Source organism: Campylobacter concisus UNSWCS (assembly GCF_000466685.1).
In the GTDB taxonomy this organism is placed as follows: Bacteria; Campylobacterota; Campylobacteria; order Campylobacterales; family Campylobacteraceae; genus Campylobacter_A; species Campylobacter_A concisus_A.
On sequence record NZ_ANNG01000013.1, the window covers coordinates 33,334 to 51,804 of the forward strand.

General features: G+C 39.7%; 19 protein-coding genes. 5 read left to right on the forward strand and 14 right to left on the reverse strand.

Annotation, left to right across the window (positions count from 1 at the left end; translation table 11 throughout):
- Positions 1–244: 244 nt before the first annotated feature.
- From crcB to topA, 4 genes are all read right to left on the reverse strand, one after another.
- A complete protein-coding gene (gene crcB, locus UNSWCS_RS04685; protein ID WP_021087528.1) occupies positions 245–598 on the reverse strand; it encodes a fluoride efflux transporter CrcB in 354 nt (117 codons plus the stop codon).
- Positions 598–1,437, reverse strand: coding sequence for a biotin synthase (locus UNSWCS_RS04690; protein WP_021087532.1), 840 nt, complete (start codon positions 1,435–1,437; stop codon positions 598–600). The genes crcB and UNSWCS_RS04690 overlap by 1 nt, the downstream gene beginning before the upstream one ends.
- A 586-nt stretch (positions 1,438–2,023) precedes the next feature.
- Positions 2,024–2,743, reverse strand: a complete 720-nt coding sequence (locus UNSWCS_RS04695) for a hypothetical protein (protein WP_021087540.1) — start codon at positions 2,741–2,743, stop codon at positions 2,024–2,026.
- A gap of 59 nt (positions 2,744–2,802) precedes the next feature.
- Entirely contained in the window at positions 2,803–4,917 is a 2,115-nt protein-coding gene (gene topA / locus UNSWCS_RS04700; protein ID WP_021087516.1) for a type I DNA topoisomerase, read from the reverse strand.
- Positions 4,918–5,040: 123 nt separating this feature from the next.
- On the opposite strand from topA, the gene UNSWCS_RS04705 reads away from it, so the two are divergent.
- The 3 genes from UNSWCS_RS04705 to UNSWCS_RS04715 all read left to right on the forward strand — a co-directional run bounded on the left by UNSWCS_RS04705 (position 5,041) and on the right by UNSWCS_RS04715 (position 7,266).
- Positions 5,041–5,286, forward strand: a complete 246-nt coding sequence (locus UNSWCS_RS04705; RefSeq protein ID WP_021087541.1) for an AbrB/MazE/SpoVT family DNA-binding domain-containing protein — start codon at positions 5,041–5,043, stop codon at positions 5,284–5,286.
- Positions 5,274–5,597 (forward strand): type II toxin-antitoxin system PemK/MazF family toxin, encoded by a 324-nt coding sequence (locus tag UNSWCS_RS04710; protein ID WP_021087550.1) that lies wholly within the window; start codon positions 5,274–5,276, stop codon positions 5,595–5,597. Before UNSWCS_RS04705 ends, UNSWCS_RS04710 begins: the two co-directional genes overlap by 13 nt.
- A 100-nt stretch (positions 5,598–5,697) precedes the next feature.
- Positions 5,698–7,266 (forward strand): flagellin B, encoded by a 1,569-nt coding sequence (locus UNSWCS_RS04715; protein ID WP_021087533.1) that lies wholly within the window; start codon positions 5,698–5,700, stop codon positions 7,264–7,266.
- 243 nt (positions 7,267–7,509) lie between these two features.
- On the opposite strand, the gene UNSWCS_RS04720 is transcribed toward UNSWCS_RS04715, so the two are convergent.
- The 8 genes from UNSWCS_RS04720 to dcd form a co-directional block, all read right to left on the reverse strand.
- The gene (locus tag UNSWCS_RS04720) at positions 7,510–9,498 is read right to left on the reverse strand and encodes a motility associated factor glycosyltransferase family protein (protein WP_021087552.1); all 1,989 of its coding nucleotides are present in this window, start codon (positions 9,496–9,498) and stop codon (positions 7,510–7,512) included.
- A gap of 9 nt (positions 9,499–9,507) precedes the next feature.
- Entirely contained in the window at positions 9,508–10,536 is a 1,029-nt protein-coding gene (gene pseI / locus UNSWCS_RS04725) for a pseudaminic acid synthase (protein ID WP_021087522.1), read from the reverse strand.
- 3 nt (positions 10,537–10,539) lie between these two features.
- Complete coding sequence (pseH, locus tag UNSWCS_RS04730) at positions 10,540–10,998, reverse strand: UDP-4-amino-4,6-dideoxy-N-acetyl-beta-L-altrosamine N-acetyltransferase (protein WP_021087537.1); 459 nt, start codon at positions 10,996–10,998, stop codon at positions 10,540–10,542.
- Positions 10,983–11,855, reverse strand: a complete 873-nt coding sequence (gene pseG / locus UNSWCS_RS04735) for a UDP-2,4-diacetamido-2,4,6-trideoxy-beta-L-altropyranose hydrolase (RefSeq protein WP_021087543.1) — start codon at positions 11,853–11,855, stop codon at positions 10,983–10,985. The genes pseH and pseG overlap by 16 nt, the downstream gene beginning before the upstream one ends.
- Entirely contained in the window at positions 11,856–12,533 is a 678-nt protein-coding gene (pseF, locus tag UNSWCS_RS04740; RefSeq protein ID WP_021087530.1) for a pseudaminic acid cytidylyltransferase, read from the reverse strand. It abuts the gene before it with no gap.
- Positions 12,530–13,648 (reverse strand): UDP-4-amino-4,6-dideoxy-N-acetyl-beta-L-altrosamine transaminase, encoded by a 1,119-nt coding sequence (gene pseC / locus UNSWCS_RS04745; RefSeq protein ID WP_021087519.1) that lies wholly within the window; start codon positions 13,646–13,648, stop codon positions 12,530–12,532. The genes pseF and pseC overlap by 4 nt, the downstream gene beginning before the upstream one ends.
- Positions 13,645–14,640 (reverse strand): UDP-N-acetylglucosamine 4,6-dehydratase (inverting), encoded by a 996-nt coding sequence (pseB, locus tag UNSWCS_RS04750; protein WP_021087523.1) that lies wholly within the window; start codon positions 14,638–14,640, stop codon positions 13,645–13,647. Before pseB ends, pseC begins: the two co-directional genes overlap by 4 nt.
- A gap of 214 nt (positions 14,641–14,854) precedes the next feature.
- Positions 14,855–15,415: a dCTP deaminase gene (gene dcd / locus UNSWCS_RS04755; RefSeq protein WP_002939953.1), complete on the reverse strand. Its 561-nt coding sequence runs from the start codon at positions 15,413–15,415 to the stop codon at positions 14,855–14,857.
- A gap of 121 nt (positions 15,416–15,536) precedes the next feature.
- Between dcd and UNSWCS_RS04760 the strand changes: the two genes are divergently transcribed.
- Both UNSWCS_RS04760 and UNSWCS_RS04765 read left to right on the forward strand, forming a co-directional pair.
- Positions 15,537–16,379 carry a DUF3737 family protein gene (locus tag UNSWCS_RS04760; RefSeq protein ID WP_021087539.1) on the forward strand — a complete coding sequence of 281 codons (843 nt, stop codon included), beginning with the start codon at positions 15,537–15,539 and terminating at the stop codon, positions 16,377–16,379.
- A 20-nt stretch (positions 16,380–16,399) separates the two neighbouring features.
- On the forward strand, positions 16,400–16,966 hold the full coding sequence (locus tag UNSWCS_RS04765) for a YcxB family protein (protein ID WP_021087545.1): 567 nt from the start codon (positions 16,400–16,402) through the stop codon (positions 16,964–16,966).
- 71 nt (positions 16,967–17,037) lie between these two features.
- On the opposite strand, the gene UNSWCS_RS04770 is transcribed toward UNSWCS_RS04765, so the two are convergent.
- Both UNSWCS_RS04770 and UNSWCS_RS04775 read right to left on the reverse strand, forming a co-directional pair.
- A complete protein-coding gene (locus tag UNSWCS_RS04770) occupies positions 17,038–17,847 on the reverse strand; it encodes a DUF5309 family protein (protein WP_021087521.1) in 810 nt (269 codons plus the stop codon).
- Positions 17,848–17,979: 132 nt separating this feature from the next.
- Entirely contained in the window at positions 17,980–18,183 is a 204-nt protein-coding gene (locus UNSWCS_RS04775) for a hypothetical protein (RefSeq protein ID WP_021087547.1), read from the reverse strand.
- Positions 18,184–18,471: the final 288 nt, after the last annotated feature.

Here is an 18,471-nt window from a genome sequence, read left to right on the forward strand (position 1 = left end):
CTCTTGCGAGTGAATGGAATTTTAAAATTTGCTTTGAAATACAAATTTATCAAAAGGGAGACAAGGGGACTCGAGTTACGGTCTGCTTGCAGTTGCGAGCTAGCGAAGCAAAGAAGTTCCCTTATCTCCCTTTAGATCCCACACTCCCCCTCGCACGTTCAAAGGGCATGCAATCGTGCTAAAAGCACTGCATGCGGTTATAAACTCTAGTGAATTTTAATTTTGCAAACAGTTTTACTTAAATTCATAAATTTTTACCAAGCAAAATGCCAAGATAGCTTGCAAGTAGGCAAAGGCTAAGGTTTAAAAATATATTTAAAAAGCCTTTTACGAGTTCGCCTTCTAGTAAAAATTTAACGCTATCAAGGCTAAAGCTTGAAAACGTGGTAAAGCCACCAAGTATGCCAACGACTAAGAACACTCTCACGCTTTGGCTTAAATTTAGGCAAAATAAAACGCCTATAATGAAGCCGCCAAGCACATTTACACCAAGCGTGGCTAGCGGAAAGTGACTAAATTTTAGCAGCTCGCCAGCTAAAAACCTGCACCCAGCCCCGATAAAGCCTCCAAGCCCCGCAAAAAGTAAATTTACAAACATTAGTGACAGATACTTGCAAAGCTAAAACCGCGCTTTGTAAGCTCCTCGATGTCCTTGCTCGCCTTCTCGCCCTTTGCGGTGAGGTAGTCGCCTATCACGATCGCATCTGCGCCATTTTCGAAGATCTCATACTGCCTCTGGCCCAATATCTTCTCCCTGCCGCCAGCTATCATGACCCTAGTTTCTGGCAGCGCGCTTTTGGTCTCACGCACTATTTTTAGGGCTTCATCCGCGCTAAGAGGTGGCTGATCAAGCCTTAGAGCGTCACTTTTTATGAAAAAATTTATAGGCGATGAAAACGGCTCAAGCTCCTTTAAGCTGGCTCTAAAGCTCACCCTGTCATCCTCGCTCTCGCCGACGCCGTAAATGCCGCCAGTGCAAAGCATGAGCCCAGCCCTTTTTGCGTCTAAATTTGTCTGATATCGCTCGTCCCAAGAGTGTGTTGTGCAGATTTTTGGGAAATATTCGCGGCTAGTTTCTAGGTTGTGGTTGTAGCTAAAAACGCCAGCATTTTTGAGCTCACAAAGCTGCTCGTAAGTCGCCATGCCGTTACATGCGATGAGCATCAAATTTGGCACTTCTTTATGCACAGCTCTTGCCAAAGATGCGATATAGTCGGTCTTTTTGTCATTTAGCCTAGCGCCACTTGTGACTAAACAAAAGCCAAGAGCGTGGTTTTTATATGCCATTTTGGCCTCGTCCACCACCTGCTGCACGCTTTTTTCTTTAAATTTCGTGATATCAGCGCCAATTTTGGCACTTTGTGTGCAATAAGCGCAGTCCTCAGCGCAGTTTCCCTGAGTGACGGAGCATATCGCACAAAGCATAATTGTCTTCATTTTTTGTCCTTTTTTGGGGAGCATTATAGCTTTGGTAGGTTTAAAATTTAAGTAGAGTGGCTTGAATTTATGAAAAAAACGGGTAAATTTTAAAATTTAATAAGCGAGCATATCACGGCTCTAAATTTAGTGCTAAACGAAGTGCAGCCTAAATTTATTAGTCTGCTAAGGCGAACGAGTAAGATTTTAAAATTTGTAAATTTGCTTTATTAAAACAGGTAAGTGTCAAGTAAATTTTAAAATTTCATGAACGAGTAATTTCGGCTCTAAAATTTGAGCTAAGCGATAAGCGAAGTCAAATTTTAGTAGTCAACTCTTGCGAGTGAGTGAAATTTTAAAAATTTACTCTGCGATATAAATTTATCAAAAGGGAGACAAGGGGACTCGAGTTACGAGGCCGTCCCCTTATCCCCCTTTTTAAATCCTCCAAACCCCTCGCACGTTCAAAGGGCATGCAATAGCGCTTTGCGCCGCATGCGTTTTATCATCATGCAAGTGTCAAGCAAATTTTAAAATTTACGAGCGAGTAAGATTTTACAATTTACTCTTAAAAATAAAACTATGCGAAAATTTAAATTTTACAGCATTACTTTTTATTATAAATTTCCGCTCTCTCTTTTAAAAGACCTGTTTTTAAATTTGGCAAAGCACTAAGCTCGTCAAAAAGTCCAAAAAGTGCGTGCTGTGGTGGCAGGCTTAGGTGAGTGATGGATTTTAGAGATAAGATAGGCGAGTAGTCCTTGCTTTTTAGCCTAGCCACCAAGATCACAAGGCTGGTTAGCCCAGGCATCTGGCGCAAAAACTCTAAGCTTTCGATGTGGATAAATTTAGGCGAAAGTCCGTCTCCGCTAATCTCTAGGCTCTTTAAATTTTGCAAATTTGAAAGCGCAGAGTAGTTACTTATCTTTTGAAAATTCTCCACCGCAAGGCTTTCAAGTCCAGTAAGTGTCGCAACCGGTGCGATGCTTTTTACGCTAGCTCCTGAGCCTACAAAAAGGCTCTTTAGACTAGAAAGATTTGCTAGCGCATCAAGGCTCTCATACGAGCCCCATTTGATGTGAAGGCTCTTTAAATTTCTTTGGCAACACGCTGCGTCAAAGAGCTCTTGAGGCATTTTGGTGCAAAAGTTAAGCTCGTCAAATGCCTCTTGCTCGCTTCTTAAAAAGTCGCACCACTCATCAAGCACTGCTCTTTTTTGCCTGGCGGTTTTATACTGCGGCGTGAAGCTGTCCCCTAGCTGAGTGCAGTTTATCACAAGGCTCTTTTGCCCTTTATACTGGCTAACTTCTACGATAGTTTCAGGCATTTAAAGTCCAAATTTATAAGCCAAATTTAGGCTCAAGGGCTAAAATTTGGCTAGAAATTTTAATTTTCAGAGATAAGTGTCTTTTTCTTACACTTTGTGCACTCTATAAAAGTGCCTTTTTTAAGCTCTTTTTTGATCATATCGCCGCCGCACTCGTCGCATTTTTGCGCGACTGGCTCGTAGTTTGAGATGAAGTCGCATTTTGGATAGTTGGCACATCCATAAAATTTACCGCGCCTGCTAAATCTCTCGACGATCTCTCCACCACATTTTGGACATGGCACGTCAAGCTTTTTAAGCTCGCGTTTTGGCTTAGCTGCCGTTGCAGAGCCAGTTTCTGCACTCTTTTCATTATCTTTTGCGACATTTCTTGAGTATTTGCATTTTGGGAAATTTGAACAAGCGATAAACTCGCCGTATCTGCCCTTTCTAAGCACTAGCTCGCTTCCGCACTCTGGGCACTTCTCGCCGATCGGAGTGGCTGTTTTTAGGCTCTTTATGCCAGTTTTGCCAGCGCTTATTTTTTCCATAAATGGATAGTAAAAGTCGCTTAGCACCTTTTGCCAGTCAGCCTTATTAAGTGCGATCTCATCGAGCTTTTCTTCAAGATGTGAGGTAAATTCGCTATCGACGATGTTGCTAAAGTGCTCCTCCAAAACGCCTATCATGCTAAATGCGATCTCGTTTGGTATGAGCTGCTTTTTCTCGATCCTCACGTAGTCTCTTGATGTTAGCAGCGAGATGGTCGGTGCGTATGTGCTTGGGCGGCCGATGCCAAGGCTTTCTAGCTTTTTAACAAGGCCAGCTTCAGAGTACCTAGCTGGTGGCTCAGTGAAGTTTTGCGTGCTTTTTATGCTTTGCAAACTCATCTCGTCGCCCTTTTTTAAATTTGGCAAAATTTTATCCTTATCAAGCTCGCCATAAACCTTGTAAAAGCCGTCAAATAGCACCTTTCTGCCACTTATCTTAAACTCGCCTTTTTCGCTTGTGACATAGACATTTTGCGTTTGGCTCACACATGCGCTCATTTGGCAGGCTAAAAATCTATTGTAGATGAGCGTGTAGAGTTTTAGCGCATCTTTTTCTAGAAATTTAGCGGCGATTTGCGGTGTGAAGTTTAAATTTGTAGGGCGGATCGCTTCGTGGGCTTCTTGCGCGCCTTTTGAGCTTGTCGTGTAGCTTATCGCTTTGGTTGGCAAGTACTCTTTGCCGTAGTTTTGCAGGATGTGCTCTCTAGCGGCTGCGACGGCCTCTTTGGCTAAGTTTAAGCTGTCCGTTCTCATATAAGTGATCGCACCCATGAAGCCCTCGTTTGTTTGCACGCCCTCATAGAGGCTTTGCGCGATCATCATCGTCTTTTTAGGGCTAAAACCAAGGCGGTTGCTCGCACTTTGCTGAAGGGTTGAAGTCATAAATGGCGGGCTTGGCTGGATCTTTCTATCCTTGCTCTCGATCTCACGGACGCTAAATTTCTCATTTTGTAAATTTTCAATGATGTATTTTGCGCGGTCTGGATTTTGGATAGTGAGCTTTTCGATCTTTTGGTTTTCAAATTTAACTAGCTCGGCGTCTAGGTCTTTTTTAAAAACGGTGTCAATGGTGTAGTATTCAACCGGCTTAAATGCCTGAATTTCACGCTCGCGATCGACTATTATCTTTAGCGCTGCACTTTGCACACGTCCAGCGCTTAAGCCTTTTTGTATCTTTAAATTTAAAAGCGGGCTTAGCTTGTAGCCAACGATGCGGTCAAGCAAGCGCCTTGTTTGCTGGGCATTGACGCTGTTCATATCGACGTGTCTTGGGCTTTTTAGAGCGTTTTGTATGGCGCTTTTTGTGATCTCGTGAAAGACGATGCGAGGCAGGCTTGTTGGCTCTTTGCCGATGGCATTTGCAATATGAAATGCGATCGCCTCACCCTCTCTATCCTCATCGGTCGCGAGGTAAATTTCATCTGCACCCTTGGCAAGCTCTTTTATCTCTTTTACGATGGCGGAGTGGTCGCTACTGATGCGATACTCTGGGGTAAATTTATCATCCTCTATCTTGATGCCAAAGCTCGTTTTTGGCAAGTCTCTGATGTGGCCTTTTGAGGCGATGACGTTGTAGCTTTTGTCTAAGAAATTTTTGATAGTTTTTGCTTTTGCGGGAGATTCCACGATGATTAAGCTTTTCATTTATATATAGCCTTTAAATTTTTTGGCGTAATTGTAGCAGAAATAAAATCGATTGAAACCATAAAATCTCTTTAAGTGCTTTTAAATGTAATTACAATATGATTACACAAAAGGAGCAACTGCATGATAACAAATTTAATCCAAATAGGAAATTCTCAAGGCATAAGGCTTCCAAAGGCTGTTATAGAGCAGTTTGGATTTAAAAAAATTTCTCTTGAAATTTTAAAAGACGGCATATTTTTAAGACCAGTAAAACAAAACGACATAGACGAGTGGGATACTTTAGAGCTTAGAAAACTAGCACAAAGTGAAAAGATAGATAGTGAGTTTGAAGCCATTGATATAGGCGATAAAGAGTGGCAGTGGTGATGAGCAGATATGAAATTTGGTTTATCAACCTTGATCCTACGATTGGAGCTGAAATACAAAAAACTAGACCTTGCGTCATTATTTCGCCACCTCAGCTTGTCTATCTACAAACTAGGCTAATTGCACCTATTACAAGCAAAGGTTTTGATGCGCCATATAGAGTAAATTTTGAGTTGCTTGGCAAAGAGGCAAAAATACTTTGTGATCAGATAAGATGTGTAAGTGTTGATAGATTTATCTCAAAAGTTGGCGAGCTAGAGGGCGAACAGGTCGAAGAGTTAAAAGAAATTTTACATCAAATGTTTTTATGATATAAATTTTTTACTTCATCTATAAACTTTTTTCAAAATCAAGCGATATAGTTTTTGTGCGGCACGAAGTCGTAACATAAAAAAATTAAAAGGATTTACAATGAGTTTTCGTATTAACACAAACGTAAACGCACTTAACACACACGCTAACGCAGTTAGCAACAACACTGACCTATCTAAGTCACTTGGTAAACTTAGCTCAGGTCTTCGTATCCAAACAGCTGCAGATGACGCTTCAGGTCTATCTATCGCAGATAGCTTAAGAAGCCAAGCTTCAGCTCTAGGTCAAGCTATTGCAAATGGTAATGATGCTATTGGTATCATTCAAGTTGCCGACAAAGCTATGGACGAGCAGTTAAAAGTTCTTGACACTATCAAAGCTAAAGCTACTCAATCAGCTCAAGACGGCCAAACAACTCAATCACGCCAAGCATTGCAAGCTGATATCGTTCGTCTAATGGAAGAGCTTGACAATATCGGTAACACTACTTCATTTAACGGTCAGCAACTACTAAACGGAACATTCTCTAATAAAGAGTTCCAAATAGGTGCTTATTCAAACCAAACTGTTAAAGCAAGTATTGGTGCGACTACATCTGACAAGATCGGTCTTACACGTTTTGAGAGTTCAAAACTTCTAACAGTTGGTGGAGCTGGTGCAGTTAGTATCACATTCCTTAACGTAGATGGTGTAAATAACGTAAAAGCTCAAGCTGCTACTCTCTCGTTTGGTCTTGGTAAAGGTGTAGGCGCTCTAGCAGAGAACATCAACAAAGTTGCAAAAGAAACTGGCGTTCGTGCTACTTATGATGTTACTTGGGTAGGAAACAAAGCTATCGCTGCTGGCGAGATGAAAGATTTAGAGATAAATGGCGTTAAAATAGGCGACATTAGCATTAAAGCAAATGACGAAAATGGCGCACTTATAAACGCTATCAATGCTGTTACAGACCAAACTGGCGTAAGAGCTTCACTTGACAAAGGCAAGCTAGTGCTTACATCAGTAGATGGTCGCGCTATACAAGCTAAATCAAAAGCAGATGGAGCAACAGCTGCAAACAATATGTCTGCTATCTTTGGTTATGCTGCCGAAGGTAAAAATGCGACATCATTTGGAACAGCACTATCTACTATGTTTATCGGAAGATTAAACCTAGTAAAACTTGATGGACGTGACATTAAGATGGATACTGGCAACATCGGCAGTAAATTATCAGTGGCTTTTAGTGCTACTAAAACTGGTAGTAACGGTGGCGCTCAAGCATCTGTCTCACTACGTGAGATCAAAGGTCAGATAGATAAAACTCTAGCTGCTGCTATGGGCTTTACTAGAATGAACAATAGTGGTGCTATGACATCTAACCAAAGTGCTGGTGTTATGACACTTCGCGGTGCGATGGCTGTTATGAGTATCGCTGAGTCAGCTCAAAAAACACTTGACCAAATTCGTTCAGACCTTGGTTCAGTTCAAAACCAACTTCAAGCTACAGTTAATAATATCACTGTAACTCAAGTTAACGTAAAATCAGCAGAATCACAAATCAGAGATGTTGACTTTGCTAGCGAGTCTGCTAACTTCTCAAAACATAACATCCTAGCTCAATCAGGTGCTTATGCTATGAGTCAAGCAAACAGCGTTCAACAAAACGTAATGAAGCTACTACAATAGTAGGAGCTGAGTGAAGTTTTAAATAAGGCTTTGTAGCAGTAGCAAAGCCTTAAACGTGTTAATGCTTTTACAATACGCAAACCCCCAAGCCTCAAAGCCTAGCTTTGGGGCTTTTTAAATTTATAAAAATAAAATCAAATATGTAAATAGTGTTTTGAATAATCAGCCTTCAAAGCTAGAAACTTCAAAGGCATTTTATAAAATTATTTGAGATTTGGTTTGTCTATGTTTAAAAAGCTTGGCTTATATAAGTCCAAGCTTTTTAACTTCATTGAGTAAATTTTTACTAGCCTTCTTAGTAGTTTTTATCTCAGCATCTAAACCACCAGCTAAAGAAAATATCCAATACTTATGCATCTCAACCCACTCTGCTAATTTATTTACCTTTTGCATAACTGCATCACTAGATTCAACTGAAATTTTAGCAAGCTCAAGCTCTTGGTAATATACAGAGATCGACAAGATGTATTCGATATATCGTCTATATTGTTGTCTTCCTACGAAATTTTTGATCTTATCTATCTTTTTAGTTATAGATAATAGTTTCTTGAAATGCTTCTCACCAAGCTCTCCTTTATCTCTTATCTCTATCATTTTGTCTATATCTGGAGTGATTTCTAAAAAGACCTCTTCAAGCTTTTGTTTTATCTCTTCTTCAAATTTGATCTTAGTTTGTATAAATTTATAGGCTTGCAAAAGCTCTTTTTTTATAGTCTTTTCACTAGGCAAGCTAATGTGAGGCAAATTTTTTATCTCTTTGCCGCGAGTAAGCTCCTCCATGACTTGAATAAAAGGCTTTTCAATGGTACCTTTGATCATAGCTCCACCTTCTGTACAGTTGTAGTTTTTTATGCCTTTTTTATTTGTTGATTCAATATCTGATTCGTATTGGTTTTTAAATTTATCCCAAACATAAGTAGTTCTAACCTCGCCTACTCCGCCGTAAGCTGTAGTGTATAAATTTTCATCCGCTTGCGCAAAAGCATGACCTGTTGCGTGGCTTTTGCCATCTGGTGCAAAGGCTAAGTCTTGACCTATCAAGACTATATTTTTATGATCTAGAGTATAGGCTAGTTGATAGGCTTGATTTGCCGTGCTAAGTCCGATACCAAGATAGCCATGCTTGTTTAAACCCATAGCGCGTTCAGCCTGTGGGCGAAACGTAAGCACTAAGCGTCTTGGCAAGATATTTTTCACACTTTGAGGATGCGTTAGCGATGCTACGATAAAGTATGCGTCTTTATCTAAATTTCCATTTCTCTTTTTAAAAAAGCTTGATGTTTCTATAACCCTTTCTATAGAAGTAACATAGTCTGGCTTGATGCCATGCTTTGCTAGTATCGGTAAAGAGGCATCTAGGCTGATAACAGTAACATAAGGGGCAAATTTCTTAAGTGTGTCAAGCTGTTTATCTAGGCTTGGCCCAGTAGCTACTATCACAGCCGTATCCATAAGACCTTTTCGTTTTTTTATGAGATCTTGATAGACATAGCCCTTTATAAGCTGAGGCAGGTTCTCGGTGTTGTTTCTAACACCTTGAAGCAGGTCATCTACACTATTTCCATGTGATGCTACGACTTGTGAAATGGCTCTTACAAAATATTGATTAATTCTATTATAGTCATCTGCAAATTTATCATAAAAAGGCGTGTGAACATGAAAGTTATAGGTTTTGGCATATACAGAATAAACCTGACCTATCATAAGCTGATAAATTTGCGAATAGGTTGTAAGCTCTGAATAGAAGATGATAAGTCTTTCGCTAAGTAACTCTTTTGATAGATCAACTAAATTTAATGTGATATAAAGTATCTCAAGGTCTGGTTCGACGACAATTATATGCTGGTGAGTTTGGTTATAAAGCAAAGCTTTGTAAAACACTCCGTTGCCAAGTCCATAGAAGAACATCACTGGATAGCGCTTGCACTGGGAGCCAAGGCCTTCAAGCATATTTTGTATATCAGAAGCTGGCTTTTCATAGACATAAGATAGAGTTTTTTTGTCTATTATATTTATATCGATCGGATCTTTGCCGATAAATACTTCATAGTTTTTTTGCTCGCCCAAAGAAAAGAGCCTAGTAGCCAAAATCTCATCTTGAGAAAATAGCGCATTTAGATTATTTCTAAAAACAGCATTTTCTATTTTATTGACAGTTTGGGCGTATTCTTTTGCCCTCTCTTCACTTTTTTCTTTTGGCGCAACGACACCATCATGAAATTTAATAGCCATTTTTCCTCCTTATAAATCCTCTTTTGTTAATCTCTCGCTAAATTTTATATCTCTTTTTGCTTTTTTACCGACTAGCTCTTTTAGAAATTTAGGGTGCAAGCCATATCCTGGACGCACGCTCCTTACATTTTGCTCGCTAAAAATTTTGTCTTTTTTTATATCTGCGCTTGCATAAAGCGAGCGAGAAAATCTCCTGTTTAAAACCGCTTTTTCATCTAACTCGTAGTTTACCACGCCCAAAAGCTCCTCAGCCTCCCTAACGCACTTTGTCATAAGAGTAAATTCGCTCTCATCAAGGCTAAATGCGCCATCAACGCTTTTTACGCTTTTATCAAGTATAAAATGTTTTTCAACTATCCTAGCACCCAAACTAACCGCCACTACTGGAGCCGTCACACCCAAAGTGTGATCTGAAAAGCCAACTTCAACGCCAAATTTCTCTCTCATATCAGCTATCGTTTTTAAATTCATGCCATTTAGCGGCGCTGGGTAGCTTGAAGTGCATTTTAAAAGGGCGATGTCGTTATTGCCCACATTTTTGCAAATTTGCACCACGGCTTGTATCTCTTCTTCGTAGGCTATGCCAGTTGAGATGATGATGGGCCTACCTTTTTTGGCCACAAACTCTACAAAATCATAGTCCGTCACTTCAAAGCTTGCGATCTTATAAGCTGGTGGGTTAAACTGCTCTAAGAAGTTGGCGTCGTCCTTACAAAATGGGCTTGAAAAGCAGATAAGTCCCTCCTCTTTTGCCACTTGAAAAAGCTCAGCATGCCACTCTCTTGGCGTTAGTGCCTCTTGGTAGAGATCGTAAAAATTTCTCCCATCCCAAAGTCCGCCCTTTATGACAAAATCATCTAGGTGCGAATTTAGAGTCAAACTATCAGGCGTATATGTCTGAAGCTTTATCGCGTCAGCTCCAGCTCGTTTAGCCGCCTTTATCGTATCTACCGCCGTTTTTAGGCTACCGCTGTGATTAGCAGAGAGCTCTGCTATTATAAAGACCTTTTTGTCTGTATCAAAATTTCCTATTTTCATCCGCTAGTCCGTTTCATTTTTAAGCTCAAGATAGCTAAACTCATCATCTTTTGCATAGATCCTAAAGCCAAAATTTTCATAAAGTGAGAGCGCTTTTTCGTTGTTATTATAAGCTTTTGCCTTTAGCGAGCCAACTTTTAATGTAAAAAAAGCGTAGTCTTTTATGAGATCAAGCAGCTTTTTGCCCACACCTTTTAGCTCTGGGTTTTTATAAACGCCAAATTCGCAACTCTCTTTCGTTATATCAACGAAGCTCACCACTCCGATAAATTCACCCTCGTCTTTTACTAAAAAGTAGATCTTATCTTGAATGCTCTTTAATCTCTCTAAAAAAGCAAAATGCTCCTCTTTGCCAACGCTTTTGTTTTTCATGAATTTGGCTATACGCTCGTCGTTTCGCCACTTTAAGACCATCAGTTTTTGCTCTCCACTAAGCGAGGTAAAATTTATAAGCTCAAGCAAATTTCATCTCCCCAGTAAGCCTCATACCCATTTTCTTTGAGCCAAGCAAAGATCTCTTTTTGATTATCCGCTACGCAAACGGCTTTAAATTTAGCTCCCAAAACGTAAGCCTCATTTACAAGCGAACTTGCTGTTATGATGAGCATTTTGGCCTCATTCATGAGCTTTGCTACGTTTTTGCTATCTACAAAAAGGCTAAAATTTTCGTTTTTACTAGCTAGCTCTTTTAGTGCGCTTAAGTTTTTATTTCCGCTAGTTGTTATGACGGCTGTTTTTAGCCCTTTTAAGAGCAATTTTTCTGAAATTTTAGCACTTAGCCCTGAGATATCAGTGCCTCCAAGAATGATAGCGTAGTCGTAAATTTTCTCCCTTTTTACCTGCGCTTCTTCATAAAACTCATCTCTAACTAGCAAAAACTCACTCCCGCAAAATACCTCACAGCCTTTTTCTACCAGCCCCTCATATCTTGCCTTTTTCGCATATAAATTTACATTTAAAATGTAGTCTGCAAAATGTTTTTCGTAAGTGTCGTCAAATGATAAAATTTTAACGCCAGTTTTTTCTTTTATAGCTCTTTCATATTCAAAGCTAAAGCCGTAGTGATCGATGATGAGAAGTTCAAATTTATTATCTTTTATAAGTTCGCAAAGCTCATCTATCTCGCCACTTGTTAAGCTAAATTTAGGGTAGTTTATCTCATCAAAAATGTCACCTTCAAGCCTTAAAGATGCAAATGAGATGTTATTAAATTTTTTAGCAAGCAAAAGGTCTCGCCTGATGTGCCCATGCCCTATCTTGCTGCTACTATCAGCGCGCACGAGCGTTTTTAGCAGGGGGAGTCCTTTAAATTTTTTCAATCAGATCTTTCCATTATTTATCAAATAAAGCTTCTTAGCAAACTCAAAATCCTCTAGCGTGTCGATGTCGCAGACTAAATTTCTTGGCAATAAATACGCCTTTGAGTGTGGCGCAAACAAAGCACTGCACTCCAGCCAAGCCTCTTTTTTGCCAAAATAAAATGCCCCAGCGTCATGAAATGCAGGCTCAAGATCTTGCGAGCGCGTCTTTTCAAACTGCGGGTAAAACATGCTAACTCTAGCGTTTTCATCAAGTTTTATCGCCCTTTGTATAGGAAAATCAAAAGCAGTGGCTGAAAATAAAAATTTACACTCCTGCTTTTTAAACTCTCCTGCGGCCTCTTTTAAAATTTCAGCCGTTATGAGTGGTGCTGTGGCATAGAGGCAACAGACGTCAGAGTCAGAATTTACGCGCCTTATCGCGTCTTTTACCACGTCAGTGCTTGTCGCGTAGTCATCGCTTAAGCTCGCATCTCTAAAAAATGGCACGCTAGCTCCAAATTCTCTAGCCACATTTGCGATCATTTCATCATCGGTGCTTACGATTACTTCGCTAAAAACTTTAGAATTTAACGCAGCCTCGATGCTATATGCGATTAAAGGCTTGCCTAAAAAGTCTTTTATGTTTTTGCCAGGTATTCTCTTGCTGCCGCCTCTTGCTGGGATAATGCAGATCATTTTTGCTCACTAAAGCTTTTTAGCACGTCAAAAAGCGTGCTTGCGACAAATTTAGCATCATCCACGCTCATGCCATGGTGGCATGGGATGCTAAGCTCGGCGCTATAAAATTTCTCCGCATTTGGCAGTGAAATTTCGCCAAGAAGCGCTTTATAAAAGCTAAATTTATATGTTGGTTTATAATGCACCTGCACACCAACTCCTTTTTGCAAAAGTGCTTCAAAAATTTGCTCTTTTTTATCCCAAAATTTCTCATCCAAAAGCACTGGATATAGGTGCCTTGAGCTTGTTGTATTTGCTGGGATTTTTATAGTTTTAAAATATTCACACCCGCTAAATTTCTCATCATAAAATTTAGCTATCTCATTTCTTTTGGCGATAAAGCCGTCCAGCCTTTTTAGCTGGCTAAGCCCCAAAGCGCAGGCTACGTCTGTGATCCTGTAGTTGTATCCAAGCAGGCTCATGTCGCTATCCCAAAGCTTTGTTTTAGCGATGCCGTGGCTTCTATATAGCCTTGCAAGCCTTGCTAGTTCATCGTCGTTTGTAGCAAGCGCGCCGCCCTCAAGCGTGGTGATAGGCTTTACTGGGTGAAAGCTAAATATGCTAATATCAGCCTTAACGCCCACTTTTACGCCATTTTGCACGCTACCAAGGGCGTGAGAAGCGTCATCTATCACTTTTATGCCGTATTTTTTGGCTAAATTCATGATCTTATCTAGCTCCACGGGGTTACCGCCGTAATCAACCGCAGTTATAACCTTTGTCTTTGGTGTGATAAGAGCTGGAATTCTCTCTTCATCGATGTTACCATTTGCTTTTACATCGCAAAATTTAACCTGCGCTCCTGCCATCAAAGCCGCATTTGCAGTGGCTGCAAAGGTGATAGGCGTCGTGATCACTTCATCGCCCCCCTTTACTCCAAGGCTAAGATAGGCTACGTGAAGGGCCGAAGTGGCTGAGTTCATAGCGATCACGTGCTTTACGCCAACATACTTTGCCAGCTCATCTTCAAATTTACTGACCTTTTGACCACCTGTTAAGATGTCGTCTCTTAGCGCATCTGCTACTACTTTGATATCTTCTTCTGTGATCTGCTGACGGCTGTAAGGGATCATTTAGCATCTCCTATCATCTCAAGAAGACCTGCTCTATCGAGCCAAATTTTATTTGTATTTGAGCTATATTCAAAGTCTTCGCTCACTGGTTTGCCCTTTTGATGAAGAGCGTTTGTCGAGAAGTCCTGCGCTGTTAAAAACTGAATAGACGGACTAATAACATAATAATCATCAAATTCATAGGTTAAATGCGCATCATCTCTTGATATCATCATCTCATGCATCTTCTCGCCTGGGCGAATGCCGATGATCTTTACACCAATATCTGGTGCAAGGGCCTTTGCAAGATCGACCATCGTCATTGACGGGATCTTTGGTATGAAAATTTCACCACCTTTCATCCTCTCAAAGTTTTTAAGGACGAAATTTACGCCTTGCTCAAGCGTGATCCAAAATCTTGTCATCTTCTCATGCGTGATAGGAAGCTCTTTTTCCCCTTGCGCGATTAGCTTTTTAAAGAGTGGCACGACTGATCCACGAGAGCCGACGACATTTCCATATCTTACGACGCTAAATCTTGTTTTTTTGTCTCCAACAATGTTATTTGCAGCGACAAAGAGTTTATCGCTAGCTAGTTTTGTGGCTCCATATAAATTTACAGGGTTGCACGCCTTGTCAGTTGAGAGTGCGATAACCTTGCTAACGCCACACTCCAAAGAGGCATCGATGACGTTTTGAGCGCCATCTATGTTTGTTTTGATGCACTCCATTGGGTTGTATTCGGCGATTGGCACGTGTTTCATCGCGGCTGCGTGGATGACGTAGTCTATGCCGTTCATCGCAGTTCTTAAACGTTTATAGTCCCTCACGTCACCTATGAAAAAACGCATAGCCTTATCTTTAAACATTTGAGCCATTTCGTATTGTTTTAGCTCGTCACGTGAATAGATAACTAGCCTTTTTGGCTTATATTTTTTTAACAAAATTTCGGTGTACTTTTTACCAAAACTTCCTGTTCCGCCGGTGATCAATATCGATTTGTTGTTAAACATTTTGCGCCTTTTTGCTAGTCATTTTTGATTTATAAATGGCTAATTAGAGTTAATTTTTATAATTTTTTAAGCAAAAGCCGTGCCAAATTTAAAATTTGTTTATCAAAGCTTCGCTCTTTCTAGCTTCTATTTCGTCAAAATTTCGTTATTGTTTAGGGTTTTATAAAAAGTGGTCGATAAATTTAGCCTTTGCAAAGTCGCAAAGGCATGAAAATTATTTTAAAATTCTAGGCAGCGTGATGCCTTCTTGAGCTTGGTATTTGCCGTTTTTATCAGCATAAGTCACCTCGCAAGGCTCATCGCCCTCGATAAATAGCACCTGTGCGATGCCCTCGTTTGCGTAGATCTTCGCAGGAAGTGGCGTCGTGTTTGAGATCTCTATCGTGATATGCCCCTTAAATCCCGGCTCAAAAGGCGTCACATTTACGATGATGCCGCATCTTGCGTATGTGCTCTTACCAAGGCAGATTGCTAGCACGTTATCAGGCATGTTAAAGTACTCGATCGTGCGTGCCAAAGCAAAAGAGTTTGGCGGCACGATGCAGACATCGCCCTTAAAATCGACCACATTTTTCTCATCAAAATTCTTTGGATCAACGACGGTTCCGCCGATGTTTGTAAAAATTTTAAACTCATCGCCCACGCGGATATCGTAGCCATAGCTAGAAACCCCGTAACTAACGACGCCACGCCCCACTTGCTCCTCGGCAAATGGTACGATCATCTTCTTTTCAACCGACATTTTCCTTATCCAAGAGTCTGATTTTAAACCCATTTTTGCTCCTTTTTTGGGCGATTATAACGCTTTGCGTCTTTAAAATAAATTTAATGGCAATTTGCAATAAAATTTAAGAAAATCAGTATAATTTTGAGAGAAAATTTAATAAAGGACAAAAATGCAAGAGAGAAACGCTGAAATTTTCACTGGCGAGCGCGCGATGTTTGGGGCAAAGGGGCTAAATTTTACTAACTGCATCTTTGAAGATGGCGAGTCACCACTAAAACACAGCTCAAATTTAAAGCTAAACGAGTGCGTTTTTGCCTACAAATATCCACTTTGGTACGCAAGCGACATCACGCTAAATGGCGGATACTTGGAGCCTCTAGCAAGGGCTGGCATGTGGTACAGCACAAATTTAAGCTTCAAAGATGTGGTCATAAATGCGCCAAAAAGCTTTAGAAAAAGCTCGCAAATTTCACTTGAAAATGTAAATTTTTCAGACGCTGCCGAGACACTTTGGGGATGTGCGGACGTGAAGATAAAAAACGTCTTTGCAAAAGGGGATTACTTCGGGGCAAATAGCGAAAATTTAGAGGTTGATGGGCTAAACTTAGACGGCAACTACTGCTTTGATAGTTGCAAAAACCTTCGCATCACAAACTCAAAACTCATCTCAAAAGACGCCTTTTGGAACTGCGAAAACGTGGTCGCTCAAAACTGCCTTATCTCAGGCGAATACCTAGCTTGGAACGCTAAAAATGTGACGCTCATAAACTGCACGATAAAGAGCTTGCAAGCGCTTTGCTACGTGGAAAATTTGGTCGTGAAAGATTGCATTTTTATGGACACAAGCCTTGCTTTTGAGTATTCAAGCGTCGATGTGAGCACAAAAAGCTGCATAAAAAGTGTAAAAAATCCAAAAAGTGGCGTCATAAGAGCTGGCAAGATAGAGGAGATCATCATAGACGGCAGCTTGGTTGATGCAAGCAAGATAGAGATCATCACGGATGAAATTTAGCCAAAATTTAAAGAAATAACATGCAAAATGAAAAATTTAGAGCGAAATTTAGTATAAAAAACGATGCTAAATTTAAAAAGCTACTACGCAAGGTCTCGAGCGTCGTCTATAAAAAGAATAAATTTGTATTTTTGATGAGAGCGATCGAGCTGCCATTTGCTGCGCTATGCGCAGTAGCTTTGCTTGTGCTTTTTGACATTTTTGAGAACGACTTAACAGTTTTTTTGGATATGACCGACGTCTCTTTTTTGGCAAAAAATTTAGCCATTGTTCTTTGTGTCGGCATAGTCTTGCTCTATATTTATGCGACTATAATTAAACCAGTTTTATTTACTAGAACCATTTACTCTAAAATCGATGTTGAGCGCGAACAAGAGATCGTTATATATGATGATGAGGTCTTGTTTGTCACGGCAACGAGCATGGTTCATTTTTCATATGGTGCGTTTCTTGGCACTTGCGAAACGGATGATTTTGTAGCTTTGATCTTAAAAGAAGGCAGCTTCTTGCAGATCCCAAAAGAGTCGCTAAATGAAAAAGCACAAGAAATTTTGGAATTTCTAAAAGAAAAGATAGATCAAAATTAGTGAAATACTTTTGGATATTTTGAATTAAAAACCATACAAATTTGCCATGCCAGCAAATTTGTTGGCTATATTCAAACAAAATTCTCTAAAAATATAGATATTATTGCTTTAATGATGCCAAATATCAATCTTTCAGCGATAAATTTTAATATTAAAATAATTAATTGACGTCTAAAAAGATATCTAAACACTATTTTATTGATAGCTGGTTTTAACTCTGCGCCGATAAACACATCTTTTGGAGTTGTGCCTGCATCCCAAATGTTTTGAAGTAGTTGCGATAGCACAGTTTCAGTTAGTGCTGCTGGGGTGCCTTTCCAGTCGCCTGAGCTATCAAATGCTACAACGTTTCCACGCTTGCCACTTGCAAACGCAGCCGCACCTTTAGCCAAGAAGTAAAATAGTCCTGCCATTTCTCCAGCTGTTGCATCAGTTCTAACGCTCGGTGCTTTAAACACACTCTTTTTAACATCAGCATCACGACCAAGACCAAAGATAGCATACTCCATATCTAGCTTATGCTCTTTTGCTCTTTTAGCAGTCTCACGCTCTAGCTCTTTACCGCCGTAAGTAACCACTGCTTGCATACTTCTTGAAACGCTAACGTTTGAAGTAAAAATTTGCACTGCGTTTGAAGTCTTTTGCACGCTTGATTTTATCTGATCATCAAAGTCAGAAATTTCCAGCTGTGCATTTTTCTTTGGGGCAGCTAAGCTGTCAGTTGGAGAGGAGTGCTCTATACCTTTAACACTTGAAGTGCCAATTAGTTTAAGTATAGGCGTCTCGTCAGCACCTATTAAGATTATGTTGTCATAGACTGAGGGCTTTAAGCCATCACGTTTTGTAGCTGGGGCTTGAAACCCAGTTGTAGTTATTGCCATTTCTTTGCTCCTTTTATGCAATTTAATGGCAATTTATCATTTGTGGCTGTGCCAAATCTACCCTATTTTGGCAAAAAAGAATAAATTTTGTTTAATTATAAAAAAAAAGAGTAAGCCCTAAAGATAGGGCTTTTAATTATTTTTGGAGCTTTTAGTAGATGTATAGCTAGTTTTTGCACCTTGACTAATTTTATTTTTAGTTAGCCTATTAACTGCTTTGGCTTTTACTCCGTCGCTTATGTCTTTGTTTAGTAGCACTTTTTTAACTAAACCTACCTTGTCGCTACTTGTGTCTATCGCATCAAGTAGCTTAAGCTTTGGGTTTTCAAACTTCATAGGCTCATTTTAAAAAAATAAAAACATTGTTAAAATTTTAAAAAATTTATATCAAATTTTATAAAGACATATACATTGGAGCTTTAATATAAAAAATTAATCAAACATAACACTTGTTTATGATTCAACTTTAGCCATGTCTTTATTTTTTAGAAAAACTCTTAAGTTAGATTCAGCCTAAAGAATTTAAAAATTGATAAAAACTAAATTTAAAAAGACAAATAAACCCAATAACATAAAAACAAATATAAAAAATTTACTACATTTAATCAATAAAACCTAATCTAA

What these genes read in the sequence shown, in the direction of transcription:
- crcB (WP_021087528.1), bottom strand. Translation starts at nt 598, where the DNA reads ATGTTTGTAAATTTACTTTTTGCGGGGCTTGGAGGCTTTATCGGGGCT.
- UNSWCS_RS04690 (WP_021087532.1), bottom strand. Translation starts at nt 1,437, where the DNA reads ATGAAGACAATTATGCTTTGTGCGATATGCTCCGTCACTCAGGGAAAC.
- UNSWCS_RS04695 (WP_021087540.1), bottom strand. Translation starts at nt 2,743, where the DNA reads ATGCCTGAAACTATCGTAGAAGTTAGCCAGTATAAAGGGCAAAAGAGC.
- topA (WP_021087516.1), bottom strand. Translation starts at nt 4,917, where the DNA reads ATGAAAAGCTTAATCATCGTGGAATCTCCCGCAAAAGCAAAAACTATC.
- UNSWCS_RS04705 (WP_021087541.1), top strand. Translation starts at nt 5,041, where the DNA reads ATGATAACAAATTTAATCCAAATAGGAAATTCTCAAGGCATAAGGCTT.
- UNSWCS_RS04715 (WP_021087533.1), top strand. Translation starts at nt 5,698, where the DNA reads ATGAGTTTTCGTATTAACACAAACGTAAACGCACTTAACACACACGCT.
- UNSWCS_RS04720 (WP_021087552.1), bottom strand. Translation starts at nt 9,498, where the DNA reads ATGGCTATTAAATTTCATGATGGTGTCGTTGCGCCAAAAGAAAAAAGT.
- pseI (WP_021087522.1), bottom strand. Translation starts at nt 10,536, where the DNA reads ATGAAAATAGGAAATTTTGATACAGACAAAAAGGTCTTTATAATAGCA.
- pseF (WP_021087530.1), bottom strand. Translation starts at nt 12,533, where the DNA reads ATGATCTGCATTATCCCAGCAAGAGGCGGCAGCAAGAGAATACCTGGC.
- pseC (WP_021087519.1), bottom strand. Translation starts at nt 13,648, where the DNA reads ATGATCCCTTACAGCCGTCAGCAGATCACAGAAGAAGATATCAAAGTA.
- pseB (WP_021087523.1), bottom strand. Translation starts at nt 14,640, where the DNA reads ATGTTTAACAACAAATCGATATTGATCACCGGCGGAACAGGAAGTTTT.
- dcd (WP_002939953.1), bottom strand. Translation starts at nt 15,415, where the DNA reads ATGGGTTTAAAATCAGACTCTTGGATAAGGAAAATGTCGGTTGAAAAG.
- UNSWCS_RS04760 (WP_021087539.1), top strand. Translation starts at nt 15,537, where the DNA reads ATGCAAGAGAGAAACGCTGAAATTTTCACTGGCGAGCGCGCGATGTTT.
- UNSWCS_RS04765 (WP_021087545.1), top strand. Translation starts at nt 16,400, where the DNA reads ATGCAAAATGAAAAATTTAGAGCGAAATTTAGTATAAAAAACGATGCT.
- UNSWCS_RS04770 (WP_021087521.1), bottom strand. Translation starts at nt 17,847, where the DNA reads ATGGCAATAACTACAACTGGGTTTCAAGCCCCAGCTACAAAACGTGAT.
- UNSWCS_RS04775 (WP_021087547.1), bottom strand. Translation starts at nt 18,183, where the DNA reads ATGAAGTTTGAAAACCCAAAGCTTAAGCTACTTGATGCGATAGACACA.